This is a genomic window from Flavobacterium sp., from assembly GCF_965657075.1.
Lineage (GTDB): Bacteria > Bacteroidota > Bacteroidia > Flavobacteriales > Flavobacteriaceae > Flavobacterium.
The window spans coordinates 36339-51627 of record NZ_CBFHMV010000004.1 but is presented as its reverse complement, the minus strand read 5'-3'; the positions used below and the strand labels follow the sequence as shown (position 1 = coordinate 51627).

Annotated in this window: 15 protein-coding genes and 1 pseudogene; 8 read left to right on the top strand and 8 right to left on the bottom strand. The window is 29.4% G+C overall.

Annotated elements, in window-relative coordinates:
- Positions 1-112 precede the first annotated feature (112 nt).
- The gene (locus ACTF56_RS04175; protein WP_438965656.1) at positions 113-1120 is read right to left on the bottom strand and encodes a 3-oxoacyl-ACP synthase III family protein; all 1008 of its coding nucleotides are present in this window, start codon (positions 1118-1120) and stop codon (positions 113-115) included.
- A gap of 175 nt (positions 1121-1295) precedes the next feature.
- Here ACTF56_RS04175 and ACTF56_RS04170 point away from each other — a divergent pair, with 175 nt between their 5' ends.
- The 4 genes from ACTF56_RS04170 to ACTF56_RS04155 all read left to right on the top strand — a co-directional run bounded on the left by ACTF56_RS04170 (position 1296) and on the right by ACTF56_RS04155 (position 6341).
- Entirely contained in the window at positions 1296-3701 is a 2406-nt protein-coding gene (locus ACTF56_RS04170; RefSeq protein ID WP_438965655.1) for a prolyl oligopeptidase family serine peptidase, read from the top strand.
- Between the two features lie 91 nt (positions 3702-3792).
- Positions 3793-5094 carry a DUF389 domain-containing protein gene (locus tag ACTF56_RS04165; protein WP_438965654.1) on the top strand — a complete coding sequence of 434 codons (1302 nt, stop codon included), beginning with the start codon at positions 3793-3795 and terminating at the stop codon, positions 5092-5094.
- Positions 5095-5100: 6 nt separating this feature from the next.
- Positions 5101-5496, top strand: coding sequence for a DUF2721 domain-containing protein (locus tag ACTF56_RS04160; RefSeq protein ID WP_438965653.1), 396 nt, complete (start codon positions 5101-5103; stop codon positions 5494-5496).
- Positions 5497-5552: 56 nt separating this feature from the next.
- Complete coding sequence (locus tag ACTF56_RS04155; RefSeq protein ID WP_438965652.1) at positions 5553-6341, top strand: hypothetical protein; 789 nt, start codon at positions 5553-5555, stop codon at positions 6339-6341.
- Here the strand turns inward: ACTF56_RS04155 and ACTF56_RS04150 are convergent.
- From ACTF56_RS04150 to ACTF56_RS04130, 5 genes and pseudogenes are all read right to left on the bottom strand, one after another.
- A pseudogene (locus tag ACTF56_RS04150) lies at positions 6338-6961 on the bottom strand (murein L,D-transpeptidase catalytic domain-containing protein). The gene ACTF56_RS04155 and the pseudogene ACTF56_RS04150 overlap by 4 nt on opposite strands.
- Positions 6962-7014: 53 nt before the next feature.
- On the bottom strand, positions 7015-7983 hold the full coding sequence (locus ACTF56_RS04145; protein WP_438965651.1) for a sodium-dependent bicarbonate transport family permease: 969 nt from the start codon (positions 7981-7983) through the stop codon (positions 7015-7017).
- Positions 7984-7992: 9 nt separating this feature from the next.
- A complete protein-coding gene (locus tag ACTF56_RS04140; protein ID WP_438965650.1) occupies positions 7993-8955 on the bottom strand; it encodes an L-threonylcarbamoyladenylate synthase in 963 nt (320 codons plus the stop codon).
- A 3-nt stretch (positions 8956-8958) separates the two neighbouring features.
- Positions 8959-9741: a DUF6671 family protein gene (locus tag ACTF56_RS04135; protein ID WP_438965649.1), complete on the bottom strand. Its 783-nt coding sequence runs from the start codon at positions 9739-9741 to the stop codon at positions 8959-8961.
- 40 nt (positions 9742-9781) lie between these two features.
- Entirely contained in the window at positions 9782-10078 is a 297-nt protein-coding gene (locus ACTF56_RS04130) for a hypothetical protein (RefSeq protein ID WP_438965648.1), read from the bottom strand.
- A gap of 358 nt (positions 10079-10436) precedes the next feature.
- On the opposite strand from ACTF56_RS04130, the gene ACTF56_RS04125 reads away from it, so the two are divergent.
- Positions 10437-11363, top strand: a complete 927-nt coding sequence (locus tag ACTF56_RS04125; RefSeq protein WP_438965647.1) for a LysR family transcriptional regulator — start codon at positions 10437-10439, stop codon at positions 11361-11363.
- Positions 11364-11396: 33 nt separating this feature from the next.
- Positions 11397-11870, top strand: coding sequence for a 23S rRNA (pseudouridine(1915)-N(3))-methyltransferase RlmH (rlmH, locus tag ACTF56_RS04120; protein WP_438965646.1), 474 nt, complete (start codon positions 11397-11399; stop codon positions 11868-11870).
- A 27-nt stretch (positions 11871-11897) separates the two neighbouring features.
- Here the strand turns inward: rlmH and ACTF56_RS04115 are convergent, their stop codons facing one another.
- Together ACTF56_RS04115 and folP are read right to left on the bottom strand one after the other, a co-directional pair.
- Positions 11898-12395: a biopolymer transporter ExbD gene (locus ACTF56_RS04115; protein WP_438965804.1), complete on the bottom strand. Its 498-nt coding sequence runs from the start codon at positions 12393-12395 to the stop codon at positions 11898-11900.
- A gap of 156 nt (positions 12396-12551) precedes the next feature.
- On the bottom strand, positions 12552-13322 hold the full coding sequence (folP, locus tag ACTF56_RS04110; protein WP_438965645.1) for a dihydropteroate synthase: 771 nt from the start codon (positions 13320-13322) through the stop codon (positions 12552-12554).
- A 175-nt stretch (positions 13323-13497) separates the two neighbouring features.
- On the opposite strand from folP, the gene ACTF56_RS04105 reads away from it, so the two are divergent.
- Entirely contained in the window at positions 13498-14043 is a 546-nt protein-coding gene (locus ACTF56_RS04105) for a DUF1599 domain-containing protein (RefSeq protein WP_438965644.1), read from the top strand.
- Positions 14044-14138: 95 nt separating this feature from the next.
- The gene (locus ACTF56_RS04100; protein WP_438965643.1) at positions 14139-15245 is read left to right on the top strand and encodes a MauE/DoxX family redox-associated membrane protein; all 1107 of its coding nucleotides are present in this window, start codon (positions 14139-14141) and stop codon (positions 15243-15245) included.
- Positions 15246-15289: the final 44 nt, after the last annotated feature.

Sequence of the window (15289 nt, the reverse complement as noted above, 5' to 3'; positions counted from 1 at the left end):
TTAGTACTTAGTGATCAGTTTTTTAAACAAAAAAAAGCAACTCTAATGAATTGCATTTTTTGAGGTTATGTGAATCTATTTCTTTTCTCTTTGTTCTATTTTCTCTCAAAAATTACCAACGAATGATAACACTTCCCCAAGTAAAACCAGAACCAAAAGCAGCCAAAACTACCAAATCGCCTTCTTTAATTTTTCCTTGCTCCCAAGCTTCGGTTAATGCAATTGGAATAGAAGCAGCTGTAGTGTTTCCGTATTTTTGGATGTTATTGTAAACCTGGTCATCTGTCAGTTTAAATTTATTTTGAATGAATTGTGAAATTCTCAAATTAGCTTGATGAGGAATCAACATGTTAATGTCAGAAACTTGCAAATCATTAGCTTGTAACCCTTCATTTATGACTTCACTAAAACGAACTACAGCGTTTTTAAATACAAATTGTCCGTTCATGTAAGGAAAATAGCTTTCGTCATTAGGGTCATTATCTGCAATGATATCGGTTACCCAACGTTTTCCCATTCCGGGTGCAATTAGAGCTAATTCTTCTGCATGTTGTCCTTCTGAATGTAAGTGTGTTGATAGAATTCCTTTAGACAAATCCTCTTCTCTTGATAGAATGGCTGCTCCTGCTCCATCTCCAAAAATTACAGAAACACCTCTTCCACGTGTTGTCATGTCTAAACCAGTAGAATGCAACTCAGAACCAATAACTAAAATATTTTTATACATTCCAGTTTTGATATATTGATCAGCAATTGAAATAGCATATACAAATCCTGAACATTGGTTACGAATATCCAAAGCACCAACAGTTTTTAAACCTAAATCTCTTTGAACCAAAACTCCTGGTCCAGGAAAATAATAATCTGGACTAAGGGTTGCAAAAATTATAAAATCTATATCATCTTTATCTATTTTTGCTCTTTCAATAGCTTTTTCAGCAGCTTTTACACCCATTGAAGTTGTGGTATCTTCACCACGAACGACATGTCTTCTTTCTTTAATTCCAGTTCGTTCTTGAATCCATTCATCGTTGGTTTCCATAACTTTAGACAAATCTTCATTGGTAACTACATTATCTGGAACATAAAAACCTAATCCTTTTATTTTTGAGTGATACATATTTAGCTAGTATTGAATTTTAATATACAAAGTTAACAATATAATAAATGGAGTAAATAAAATTTTATATTTTTTTGTCAATTTAATAATAATTTGCCTTTTCATCTGTTAAAATTTTTAGTTTAAAAAAATATTATTTGTACATTTAGCAATCAAAAACAAAAAACATACATCGATGAAAAAAGTAATTTCAATTTTATTTTTATGCTTTGGATTTTTCTCATTAGCACAAGAAAATCTGACATATCAAACTCCTCCAAAAGAAATTTTGGCATTGGCTGATTATGAAATAACTCCTTCTATTTCAATGGACAAAGACAGAAACTACATGCTTTTAAGTTACAGAAACACCTACAAAACATTAGATGATTTAAATCAAAGCGAAATGAAATTGGGTGGTTTAAGAATAAATCCAGACGTTAACATTGGAAGTTCTACTTTGTACTTAAAAAATTTAAAAATAAGAAAACTTAAAGATAAAGTTGAAACACAAGTGGCTGGCTTACCTGAAAATGCAAAAATTGCTAACACTGCATGGTCTCCTGATTATAAAACAATTGCATTTACAAATTCCACCAACAGTGGTGTTGAATTATGGTTAATAGATGTTGTTAGTGCAAAAGCTAGAAAACTTACAGAAGCTAATTTAAATGGAAATGTGGGTAGCCCTTTCAGTTGGTTTAATGACAGTCAAAACTTATTAGTTCGAGTTTTACCAAACAACAAACCTAGCTTAATTAACAAAGAAAAAGCAATTCCGACCGGACCATCTGTTTCATCAAGTGATGGCTCAAAATCTCAAAACAGAACGTATCAAGATTTGTTGAAAAACAAAACTGATGAAGCTAATTTTGAATCCTTAATTACCTCAGAATTATATAAAATCAACACCAATGGTTCGTCAACTTTGTTCAAAAAAGCAGATATGTATGTTGGTGAAAATTTTTCTCCTGACGGAAAATACATCATGATAAATACGGTTCAAAAACCATTTTCATACATTGTTACCGTTAGTAGATTTCCTTTAAACTCGATAGTTTACGATGTTGATGGGAATTTAATCAAAGTAGTAAATGAAGTTCCTTTAGACGAAATCAGACCCAAAGGTTTTATGGCAACTAGAGCTTCTAAAAGAAGTATGGGATGGAGAAGTGATAAGCCGGCAAGTTTATCTTATGTTTTACCTTTAGATGGTGGTGATCCTGCAGTTGATGTTGCTTTTAGAGACGAAGTTTTTTCGTGGGATGCACCTTTTAATAACGAACCTGTTTCTGTTTTAAAAACTAAAGACAGATATGCTGGAATTGTTTGGGGAACAAATGATTTAGCAGTAGCTTATGACTCATGGTACGATACCAGAAACACAAGAACATATTTATTTAATCCTTCAGATAGCTCGGTAAAACCAAGTATTATTTCTGATAGAAATTCGCAAGATATTTACAGTGATCCCGGAAATTTTGAAACTAAAAAAAATGAATTTAATAAAGAAGTTTTATTGATGAACAATGGAAATTTATATTTAATTGGAGAAGGACATACCAAAGAAGGTCAATTTCCTTTCATTGATGAATTCAACATTAAAACATTAAAATCAAAACGCCTTTACACTTCAAAATATACCGATAAAATAGAACGATTGTTATCAATTGAAGATATTAATAAAGGCAATGTAATCATCAACTTACAATCTAAAAACGAATTTCCAAATTATTATTTTAGAAACTTAAAATCATCTAAAATTACCCCAATTACTACCTTCCAAAATCCTTTTGAAAGCATAAAAGATGTTTACAAAGAAGTTATAAAATACAAAAGAAAAGATGGTGTTGAATTGAGCGGCACTTTATATTTACCTGTAGGATATGAAAGGAATAAGAAAGAGAAATTACCTTTATTGATTTGGGCTTATCCTGAAGAATATAAAGATAAAAATAGTGCTGGACAAAGTGCTTTAAATGAAAATGAATTTACTTATCCTTATTATGGGTCTTTTGTTTATTGGGTAACTAGAGGTTATGCTGTTTTAGACGATGCTTCCTTTCCTATTGTGGGTGAAGGAACATCAGAACCTAACGACACTTTTATTGACCAATTAATTATGAACTCAGAAGCCGCAATCAATGCATTAGATGATTTGGGATATATTAATCGTGAAAAAGTAGCCATTGGCGGCCATTCGTATGGTGCTTTTATGACTGCAAATTTATTGACACATTCAAACTTATTTGCTTGTGGAATTGCAAGAAGTGGTGCTTACAATAGAACCTTAACGCCTTTTGGATTTCAAAGTGAACAAAGAAATTATTGGGATGCACCAGAAGTTTACAACACCATGTCGCCTTTTATGAATGCGCATAAAATGAAAACCCCTTTATTATTAGTTCATGGTGAAGCTGACAATAATCCGGGAACATTTACTTTACAAACAGAGCGTTATTTTCAAGCTCTAAAAGGAATGGGTGCTCCAGCAAGAATGGTACTTTTACCGAAAGAAAGTCACAGTTATGTTGCTAAAGAAAACATATTTCACTTGCTTTGGGAACAAGATCAATTTTTAGAAAAACATCTCAAAAATTAAACTTAAAAAATCCGATTTTTATAAATCGGATTTTTTTTTTGACATTTCTTGATTAGAAAATATGTATTTTTACATACAAGAAATAAAGCCAATGAATATTTTAGACAATTTTAAACTTCACAGAGAAACCGAGAACTTTAAAGATATAGTTGAGTCAATTTATAATGGCGTTGTATTTAAAGGAACAAACCTTTGGATTTTGGTTTTTGCTATTTTTATTGCTTCTTTAGGTTTAAATGTAAATTCTCCAGCTGTTGTAATTGGAGCCATGCTTATTTCTCCATTGATGGGTCCAATTATGGGATTGGGCTTAGGTATGGCAATTAACGATTTAACTTTATTAAAAAAAGCGGGTTATAATTATCTTTTTGCTGCTGGTGTTGGTTTGGTTACATCTGCTATCTATTTTGCAATTTCGCCCATTAATGATGCACATTCAGAAATTTTAGCTAGAACTTCACCCAATATTTACGATGTATTAATTGCTTTTTTTGGTGGTTTAGCTGGAATTTTAGCCACATCAAGTAAGTTAAAAGGAAACGTAATTCCGGGTGTAGCAATTGCAACAGCATTAATGCCACCATTATGTACTGCAGGTTACGGAATAGCCACATGGCAATTAGACTACTTTTTAGGAGCTTCTTACCTTTTTCTAATTAATACTGTTTTTATTGCATTGGCAACACTAATCACCGTTCGTTTATTGAAATTTCCCTACAAAGTACATCCTGATAAATCTATTGAAAAAAAATCAAATCGAATTGTTTGGGCCATAGTTATTATCACTCTTATTCCAAGTATTTACTTTGGTTATGATATTGTTCAACAAAATAAATTTCAAAAGAAAGCAAGTGCCTTTGTTGATAATGAAGCTAAATTTCCAAATAATTATTTATTAAAAAAAAACATTAGTCCAAGCACTCAAGAAATCACATTAACTTATGGTGGATTGTTAATAAAAGACAGCGCAATAAATGCCTTAAAATCTAAACTTAAGAAATATTATTTACCCGAATGCAATCTTACCATCCAACAAGGTTTTTCCTATTTAAACGAAAATACTTCTAAAACAGTTCAAGATAATTTATTAACAACAAATTTAAAAAATAATGCCAATCAAATTGAAACTTTAAATTTAAAAATGGACAGCATTCAAAAACAAAAAGAAGTAAGTTTACAAGTTTATAAAGAATTGAAAGCGCAATATCCATCCATAGCAACATTTGCTCTTCAGCCTACAGTTTTAATTAATGATTCGATAAATCAAAATGTGTGGATTTCCAATATTAAATCTGTAGAAAAAATAAATCCGGAAGAGCGTAAAAAAGTAAAAGAATGGTTAAAAGTCAGACTAAATTCTCCTGAAATAATCATTAATTTTGAAAATGAATAACACAATATGAACCTACCTATAGAAACTCCAGCACTGCTTTTTTCGGCAACTTCATTAATTTTATTGGCTTATACCAATAGATTTTTAACCATTGCACAAATTGTTAGAGGTTTAAAAAAAACATACGACCAAGAACACACCAAAAGTATTCTAATTCAGATAAAAAACTTAAATCTTCGAATAACATTGATAAGATACATGCAGCTTTTTGGCGTAATGTGCTTATTTTTATCGGTGTTTGCAATGCTTTTACTTTTTTTAGAACAAGAAATGGTTGGCATTTATTTTTTTGGAGCAAGTTTATTGTGCTTATTAATTTCATTAGCATTATCATTTTGGGAAATTAGTATTTCAGTAACTGCACTTCGAGTTCACTTAAGTGATATTGTCGAAAAAAATTAAAAAATATAGGTAACAATTTTGAATTACAATGTATCTACTCATAAATAAAACAAATTATGAAGACAATACAAATTCAAACAGAACAACAAAAAGTAATTTCCTATTTAACCATGAGCAAAACAATTGGATGGTTGGGCATTTTATTACCTTTTATATTAATTCTTGGAAATCTATTTTTTAATAAATTGAACCTCTTAAACAATAAATACCTAGTTTCTGATGGAAGTCAAGTTTATGTACCAAGTAGTTCTCTTAAAGCCTCAATAAGTCATTATTATTACACATCAGTTGGGCCACTTTTTATTGGAGCCATGTTTGCCGTTGCCTTGTTTTTATTTGCTTATAAAGGATATGAAAAAAGAAAAAATGAATTTGGATTTTCAGATAATTTCATGACCAATTTTGCAGCTATTTGTGCTGTTGGATTAGTCATTTTTCCTACTTCTGCTAATGAATTTAAAGACAATGTACTTATCTTTTTAAGCAGCCCAATTGTTGCAGGTATTCATTTAATTTTTGCGTTTTTATTTTTTATTACTTTAGCTTTTATGTCAATTATTAATTTTAGAAGAACCCACGAAATAAATGTCTATGGAAAACAAAAAGAACATAAAATTTATAAAATCAGTGGAATAACAATGTTGGTTTGTTTAGTATTTATAGTGATTTACGGCATCTTTTTTGAACATTTAAAAATAGAATGGTTAAGAAGATTAAAACCTATTTTCACACTAGAAACTATAGCTTTAATTGCTTTTGGAATTTCTTGGTTGACTAAAGGAAAAGTTGAATGTTATATTTTTAATAAAAATTTAAAAAGAAAAGCAGTTTCATATCAAAATTAGTCCATAATCCAAAGCAGTACAGGTTTTTTGGTTTGTTTTAATTTTTCATCTAAGACTTTCATAAATTCATTGGAAACTGCTGGACAACCCCAACTTAGAGGAGTATATTTTGGATAAACTTCCTCATCTTTCACTGTATTCCAAGAATGAAGCACTACTACTCTATCAACTGCATTATTATTGGTTTGTTATAAGCCGTGCAACCAATATTTTACTTTTATTCCCCAACTGCTATAGTCTCGTTTACCAATTTTATATTTTCCTTTGGATGAACAATGACTCTCTGGCTTATTACTAAATTTTGCCTTTTCCCACTTGGTTTCATTGTCTTCAAATTTATCGCAACTTCCATGAGTAACTAGTTTGCTTGCTACAATAGAATCTTTCTTAAAATCATGAATAAAAAATCTATTTTTACCTGAATGAATACTCATGTCAATCAAAAAATAGTATTCTTGATTAAAATCTTTTTCTTTGCAAAATTTTAAAGCCTCTTGGTTTGAATTAGAATAATCCTTTGCAACTTCATCAGAACTTACTACTTCAGAAAATAATTTTTCCGAGGTAACTTCTTTACAACTAAAAAGAATTATAAAAAAAGCTAAAAATATGTTTCTCATTGGATGATGTTTTATTTTATAACATTAAAACATCTGAAATAGTATATTTTTTTTTAGCAATTCATTATCACAAACATATAAATAGGCATTCCAATTGTAATGTTTACAGGAAAAGTTATTGCTAAAGCCATTGGAATAAAAATACCAGGATTTGCTTTGGGTACAGCAATTTTCATAGCTGCTGGAACAGCAATATAAGATGCACTTGCCGCTAACACTGCTAGCATGAATCTATCACCAACATTTTGTGTCGCAAAACCACTTAAACATGCAAATATTACTCCATTGATCAAAGGTATAATGATGGCAAAAATGGTTGTAAAAGCTCCATTCTTTAGAAAATCTTTTAATTTTTTTCCACAAACAATTCCCATATCTAAAAGAAAAATAGCTAAAAATCCTTTAAACAAATCATTAGTAAAAGGTTTTATTCCTAAAGCTTGTTGATCACTTGCCAAAAAACCAATTACCAAACTTCCTAAAATTAATAAAACACTACCATTAGTAAAGGAATGCTTAACTATTTGCCCTAAAGATTGTTGAGTATCTGTTTTTTTGCTTTTTGAAAACATTCGAATTAAAACCACACCAACAATAATGGCAGGTGCTTCCATCAAAGCCATAACAGCAACCATATGTCCATTAAATGAAATGTTTTGTAATTCTAAAAATGAAATAGCCGTAACAAATGTCACTGCACTTACAGAACCATATGCTGCAGCAATTGCACCAGAATTGGAAATTGAAAGTTTTCTTTTAAGAATGAAAAAAGTAAGTATTGGAATTAATATTGCAGTTGAAAGTCCAAAAATAATACAGTAAATAATCTCCATTGAAAATTCACTATGAGCTAATTCTTGTCCACCTTTAAAGCCAATAGCAAACAAAAGATACAAAGAAATAAATTTGGAAGAATTCTCAGGAATAGCCAAATCACTTTTCAATCTTACAGCAATAATTCCTAAAATAAAAAATAATAAAGCTGGATTTTTTAAGTTGTCGATTAGTAAATCTAAATTCATAATTGGTGTTTAGTTTATTTGAAATGCAGCTCTTGAAAGCCTATCGTTAATGGATTTACCTAAATCTATTTCTGGTAAATATTGAGTTACTATTAAATCAAATTGTTGGGTATCAATTTCAATTAAAGTTTTATATAAATTGGAAGCTGCTTCATCAAAATTTTTATTTTCTGAGAGAAGATAATTTTTATTGATTTTTGAATGGATGAATGGTTTATCAAATCCTAAATAAGCACAATTAGTATCATTTGCTTTGCTCAAAAAATCTTCTAAATTCTTTACAATATATAATGGTGTTTTTGGTGCATAATGTTTTGAAAACATACCAGGAGCATCTGGATTTTGAGTGGCATTGTTTCTTATTTGAACTTTTCCTACTACTCTTTCTATATGTTCCACTGACAAAGCTCCTAATCTATATATAATAGGCTCACCTTTTTCAAAACCAATAATCGTAGATTCTAAACCCTTAGCACAAGAACCACCGTCTAAAACAAAAGGCAATTTGTCTCCAAAATAATCTAAAACATGTTGAGCAGTAGTTGAACTCACATTATTAGAAGGATTGGCACTTGGAGCTGCCAAAGGAAATAGTAAATTTTCTAAAAGATTTAAAGTAGTTTTATGTGCAGGAACTCGAATAGCAACTGTATCTTTGTTGGAAGTAATATAATTAGGAATGTGAGCTGCTTTTTTCAAAACCAAAGTCAACGGTCCAGGCCAAAAAGTCTTAGCTAACAGATTAGCTTTTACAGGAACATGGTCTACATATTTATACAATTCCCTTTCCGATTTTATATGAACAATTAAAGGATTGTTGGAAGGTCTGTTCTTAATTTTATAAATGGAATTTACGGCTTCTTCATTATAAATATTTGCTGCTAATCCGTAAACGGTTTCGGTTGGAATTGCTACGACTTTATTCTGTGACAACCAAAAAACAGCTTCGTTAATATCGTTACTTATCTTCATAAATTAGGGGTTACAATAATCACAGTGCATTGGATCTTCGAATTTTTTGTCGAAAGGAAAAAACTTTTCTTCCTTAAAATCACATTTGGAACAACCATAAGTATGACTCAAAGTTGATTTGGTTTTGAAACCACACAATTCGCATGGCAAACCTGAATTTACATTTTTAACCTCAAAACCAGGAGTTTGACAGGAAGGACAAAGTGTGTTTATTTTCTCTATCAATTTTTCAGTTGCATCTTTGATTACTAACATTCTTGATGGATTTCTAAAGGCTCGCATATCAGTTTCAGCAAAAACTAAGGAATAATTTTCTCTTAATTTGTTGAAATTTTCTAGTAACTCAGAATAAGTCTCAATATCTTTCAGAATTATTTCAGAATTTTTTTCGGATGATTTTAGAATGATTCCGTGAGAAGGAAATTTGACTTTTTGAACAAAATCTTCTAATTCTTGTATAGTATTTATTACCATTCCATCAAAATTGGTTTCAACAGAAAGATGCCTTGCTACAATTTCTAAATTATTTTTGATATCCTTAAACATCACCAATTCATCATCTGCATGAGCAAAAAAAAAGGTTGGATGAGCTCCAAAAGAGCCTTCACTAGCCACAACCATATCAAAATCAGTGCTTTGTATAGACAATAAACATTTTTGCCTTAAAGTTTCGATAACGTCTAATTTTCGTTCAATTTCTGCAGAAAAAGTTCCTAATAAATCGGTATCAAATTCTTTAGCAACAAAACAATCTACATCTAGATGTTTTTGAAATAATGGTACCATTACTTCTTCTTTTTTATGTTTTGTAGCTATTAGTAATTTTCTACCTTGAAACATTATATTTCTCCATTAATTCTAATACAATTGTACCGTCAATTTTGATGGCTCTGTTTTCTTTTTGAGCCAATGCTATTTGTTCTTCAATTTGAATTTTTGCAGCTTCTAATTCATGAATTCTTTCTTCAGAATAATCAATATCACCCATGTTTCGTTCCGTTATACTAAATTTTTCTAGTTGATGAAACTTGATTTTACTGTTTACCAACTTAAATAAAACTTCTTTAGCATCTTCTGGTGAAAAAATTCCTTTTACTAATTTAAATTCATTGTGATTTTCCATGTTAATTTTTTTTAGTTATATTTTGCTTATTGGTAATTATTGAAATTGCATACAAGACATAAAAGAGCGTTGATCCTAAAATTAAACTGTCCTTTATTATAGATGACTTTTGTTTTGCTATAGCCATAAGCAACAATAAAATATAAATAACTGTGGCGAAAATTAATCTAGTTTTCATATGTAAATATTTATTGTTTTTCAAAGGTCATATGGTATCGCTTTATTTTCATTGGTGTTTGTTTGCAACAAACTTTTTGTTAATGGCGATTTCATACGTATATATTTTATGATGCAAATTTCTATAAACTTATTTATATATTTTTATTTATATTTGTAATTCATTCCATAAAATATATTTATGAATTACACATTGCACCAATTACAAGTTTTTTTAAAAATAGTTGAAACTAGAAGTATTACAAAGGCTGCAGAAGAACTAAATTTAACTCAGCCAGCTGTTTCTATACAACTAAAAAATTTTCAGGATCAATTTGAAATTCCAATTACTGAAATTGTGGGAAGACAATTATATGTTACAGAATTTGGGAATGAAATTGCTGAGATTGTCAGTAGAATTAATAATGAAGTTCAGGAAATTCAGTTTAAAACTTTAGCTTACAAAGGCCATTTGACAGGCACGTTAAAAATATCTGTGGTTTCAACAGCTAAATATATAATTCCTTATTTTTTATCCGACTTTCTAAAACAACATGAAGGCATTGAACTGCAATTAGATGTAACGAATAAGTCAAAAGTTATTGCAAGTATCGAAAAAAATGAAGTTGATTTAGCATTAGTTTCTATTTTACCAGAAAATATAAGCGTTTTTAATGAAGAATTGATGCAAAACAAACTTTTCTTAGTAGCTAATAGAGATTTTGAAACTCCAAAAAATATTATTTCACCAAAAAAAATTACTGAATTTCCAATTATCTATAGAGAAAGTGGTTCTGGTACTCGTTTTAAAATGAAGCGGTTTTTTGAAAACAATCAATTAAAAATAAAAAACAAACTTGAACTAACCTCAAACGAAGCTGTAAAACAAGCAGTAATTGCAGGTTTAGGACTTTCCATAATGCCTTTAATCGGAATTAAAAATGAATTACAAAAAGGTGATCTAAAAATCATTCCTGTAAAAGGATTACCAACTAAAACCGAATGGAATTTAATTTGGCAATCGCAAAAATCACTTTCACCAATTGCTAAAGAATTCTTAAAATTTATTAAAGAAAACAAACAAGCTATAATTGAAAGTAAGTTTAATTGGTATGAAGATTATCAATAAGCAAAGATTTGTATTTTTGTAAAAAATCAGAAAATGAACATCAAACTAATTGCAATTGGCAAAACAGATAACAAAAATCTTCAAACCTTAATTGAAGAATATACTAAACGTTTATCGTTTTACATAAAGTTTGATTTGGAAATTATTCCTGACATAAAAAATGTAAAAAATCTTTCGGAAGCTCAACAAAAAGAAAAAGAAGGTGAATTGATTTTATCGAAAATAGTTCCAACAGATAATTTAATTCTTTTAGATGAAAACGGAAAAACATTTTCAAGTGTTGGTTTTTCTGAATTTTTACAGAAAAAAATGAATGCTGGAATTAAAACTTTAGTTTTTGTAATTGGTGGTCCTTATGGTTTTAGTGAAACGGTTTACCAAAAAGCCAACGGAAAAGTTGCTTTGTCAGAAATGACATTTTCACATCAAATGGTTCGTTTATTTGTCATTGAACAAATTTATAGAGGCTTCACTATTTTAAAAAATGAACCTTATCACCATCAGTAAAAGTAAAAACTTGATTTTAAAAGTCATTTAGTAGATGTAAATTGTAGGATAGTTTCTTTTAATTTCAGTCATTTGAATATTAATAATAACATTTAAAAACAATTCATAATTTGCATCTTTATCTATCGATATAACCGTTTTAGAAAGTTCTAACACTGTTAATTCTTCTTCTAAATATCGTTCTAAATCATTATTTGGTACTTTTTTACCATCGACAATAACCTGATTATTTTTTGAAATATAAATTTCAATTCCAGACTTTGGCTTTTGGGTTTTAAAGTCAATTTCTGTAAACGGAACAAAAGCTAAATTCTTTCCAATAGAATCAGCGTAAGAAAAAACTTCAATAGCACCTTCTTTTTTGTGAGATGAATTTTTCTTTTTCTCTTGCAACTTAATAATTTCTGGAACAACTAATTTCAAAGGCAATCGTTTGTCAATAGAATAAATCCAATTCGTTGTTCCAATAGTGTTTTGACGATTAACCTCAATTATTGTATCATTATCTTTAGTTCTAAAAAACATATAAACAGGTGAATGATCCTGAATATCTTTTAAAATAGTTTTATTGGATTTTGGTAATTGAATATCTTCTTTTTTACAAGAAATAAATAGCAACACAACAATTATAAAAAGTAGTTTTTTCATGTTTTTTTTGTCATTCTGAACTTGGTTCAGAATCTAAATTAATTTATTGAGTAACGTAACACATTCCACAGCTTCCTTAACATCATGAACTCTAAGTATTTTAGCTCCTTTTTGCAAAGCAATTGTATTTAAAACTGTGGTGCCGTTAAGTGCTTCTTCTGGAGAATTTTCTAGTGTTTTATAAATCATTGACTTCCTAGAAACTCCAGCTAACAAAGGCAATTCTAACATCGAAAACAACTCTAATTTTTGTAAAACTTCATAATTTTGTTCTAATGTTTTTGCAAATCCAAATCCTGGATCAATAATGATATCATTCATTCCAAAACTTCTCGCAACTTGAATTCTTTCTGAAAAATAAAAAATCATTTCCTTAACAACATCTTCATAATTAGCCAAACTCTGCATGGTTTGAGGATTTCCTTTCATGTGCATCATGATGTATGGAACTTGCAATTTAGCAACCATTTCAATCATTTTTTCATCTAACATTCCAGCGGAAATATCATTTACAATAGCGACTCCATTTTCAACTGCTTTTTTGGCAACTTGACTTCTAAAAGTATCTACAGAAAGTAAAATACTTGGAAATTTCATTAATAACAAATCAATAATTGGCAACAGTCGATTTAATTCTTCTTCTTCTGAAACAAACTCAGCATTAGGCTTGCTAGAATAAGCTCCAACATCAATAAATGCAGCACCATCATGCAACATTTTTTCAACTTGATTTACAATTTGCAATTCATCTTTATACTTTCCACCATCATAAAATGAGTTTGGTGTCAAATTTAAAATTCCCATTACTTTGGGGTGCGATAAATCAATCAAGTTTCCCTTGCAATTTATTGTTGGTTGTTGGTTTGTCATCTTTCGTCTAAAAATCTGTTATCTAAAATCCAAAATCTTTGTACTTAATACTTCAATCTTAATACTAAATTATCTATTTTTGAAAATTATATACAAAGATACAATTCTAATGAAGAATACATCACAACAATATGATGCAATTATTGCCATTTGCAAAGAATTATATTCCAAAAAAATGAAAGATTATGGTAGTGCGTGGAGAATTTTGCGTTTGCCATCACTAACCGATCAAATTTTTATAAAAGCCCAAAGAATTAGAAGTTTACAAGAAAATGGAGTTAGAAAAGTAGATGAAGATGAAACCTCAGAATTTATAGGAATCATCAACTATTGTATCATGGCTTTAATCCAAATCGACAAAGGAATTGCCGATCAACCCGATTTAGGTTTTGAAGAAGGTATAAAATTATACAACGAAAAAGTCGCTCTAACGAAAGAATTAATGGAAAACAAAAACCACGATTATGGTGAAGCATGGAGAGAAATGCGAGTAAGTAGTTTGACCGATTTGATTCTTCAAAAGTTACTTCGCGTTAAGCAAATTGAAGATAACAAAGGAAAAACATTAGTTTCTGAAGGAATTGATGCCAATTATCAAGACATGATTAACTATTCGGTTTTCGCTTTAATTTTAATGGGAAAAGACTCAGAATAACATCTCAATAACAAAGTATTAACAAAATTTAATTTTAAATCCATTATTTTTACAGTTGGAATTTGGAATTTTTAATAATTGGAATTTAATTTTTTATGAACAAATACGCTCTTTCTTGGATCATTAGAATCGTAATCGCTGCCCTTTTTATAGTTTCGGCTGTTGCTAAATTATATCCATCACCTTATTTTGCTATATCTACTTTTGAAGTAAAACAATTATATCCATTAGGCTTTTCAGAACATATTGCACCTTATTTTTCAAGATTTTTAATCGGAATTGAATTCGCCTTGGGAATCTTATTTTTGTTACCTGTAAAAATCAGAAAAGTAATTACACCAGTTTCTATTTTGTTATTAGCTGTTTTTACCATTCATCTTTCATATGAAACCTTTAAAACAGGAGGAAATGCAGGAAATTGTGGTTGTTTTGGAAGTTTATTACCTATGACACCAATTGAAGCTATCATTAAAAATATTGTTGCTATCGGATTATTAGTTGGGTTATTAAAATTAAAAATCATGGAAACTGATAAAACTAAAATTTGGTTTTTATCAACCATAACTTTAGCTTCAATTTTAGGTTTATTCATGTTAGCTCCTATTAGACCCATAGAAATTCCAATAAATAGCAATGACAATGTAGAAATAAATCTACTCAATATAGAAACAAATGATACTTTGTTTAATGCAAATACTAAAATTGATATTGACAAAGAAGATGTTTTAAATACTAAAGAAACAGAACCAAAATCTGATGAAACAAAAGAAGTAATTAAAGAAGTTATTGACGAACCTAAAGCATCAAAATCAGGTTTTGCCAAATTCTACCCAGATATTGATAATGGAAAAAAAATACTTTGCTTCTTTGCACCTGGTTGCGATCATTGTCAAGACACAGCCAAAGAATTAACTGCAATGCGAAAAAAAGACAAGAATTTTCCAGATGTAAAAATTATTTTTATGAATGAAGAAGCTTATAAAATTCCTGAATTTTTTGAAATAGCACAAGCCACTTATCCATATAAAATCATTGAAATTATTCCATTTTGGAATGAATTGGGTAACGAAAGAAACACACCAGGTGTGATGTATCTATGGAATGGAAACAAAATAAAAATATTTGACGGAATTGATGCCAATCAATTTGACGGAAATACATTAGAAAAAATGGTAAAACAACCCTACTCAAAAATTAAATAAAACAAACTTTTGTCAAGCTGAACTTGATTCAGCTTCTAAAAAAA

Coding starts and splice junctions, on each gene's coding strand:
- ACTF56_RS04175 (WP_438965656.1), bottom strand. CDS start 1,120: ATGTATCACTCAAAAATAAAAGGATTAGGTTTTTATGTTCCAGATAAT.
- ACTF56_RS04170 (WP_438965655.1), top strand. CDS start 1,296: ATGAAAAAAGTAATTTCAATTTTATTTTTATGCTTTGGATTTTTCTCA.
- ACTF56_RS04165 (WP_438965654.1), top strand. CDS start 3,793: ATGAATATTTTAGACAATTTTAAACTTCACAGAGAAACCGAGAACTTT.
- ACTF56_RS04160 (WP_438965653.1), top strand. CDS start 5,101: ATGAACCTACCTATAGAAACTCCAGCACTGCTTTTTTCGGCAACTTCA.
- ACTF56_RS04155 (WP_438965652.1), top strand. CDS start 5,553: ATGAAGACAATACAAATTCAAACAGAACAACAAAAAGTAATTTCCTAT.
- ACTF56_RS04145 (WP_438965651.1), bottom strand. CDS start 7,983: ATGAATTTAGATTTACTAATCGACAACTTAAAAAATCCAGCTTTATTA.
- ACTF56_RS04140 (WP_438965650.1), bottom strand. CDS start 8,955: ATGAAGATAAGTAACGATATTAACGAAGCTGTTTTTTGGTTGTCACAG.
- ACTF56_RS04135 (WP_438965649.1), bottom strand. CDS start 9,741: ATGGTACCATTATTTCAAAAACATCTAGATGTAGATTGTTTTGTTGCT.
- ACTF56_RS04130 (WP_438965648.1), bottom strand. CDS start 10,078: ATGGAAAATCACAATGAATTTAAATTAGTAAAAGGAATTTTTTCACCA.
- ACTF56_RS04125 (WP_438965647.1), top strand. CDS start 10,437: ATGAATTACACATTGCACCAATTACAAGTTTTTTTAAAAATAGTTGAA.
- rlmH (WP_438965646.1), top strand. CDS start 11,397: ATGAACATCAAACTAATTGCAATTGGCAAAACAGATAACAAAAATCTT.
- ACTF56_RS04115 (WP_438965804.1), bottom strand. CDS start 12,395: ATGTTTTTTAGAACTAAAGATAATGATACAATAATTGAGGTTAATCGT.
- folP (WP_438965645.1), bottom strand. CDS start 13,322: ATGGGAATTTTAAATTTGACACCAAACTCATTTTATGATGGTGGAAAG.
- ACTF56_RS04105 (WP_438965644.1), top strand. CDS start 13,498: ATGAAGAATACATCACAACAATATGATGCAATTATTGCCATTTGCAAA.
- ACTF56_RS04100 (WP_438965643.1), top strand. CDS start 14,139: ATGAACAAATACGCTCTTTCTTGGATCATTAGAATCGTAATCGCTGCC.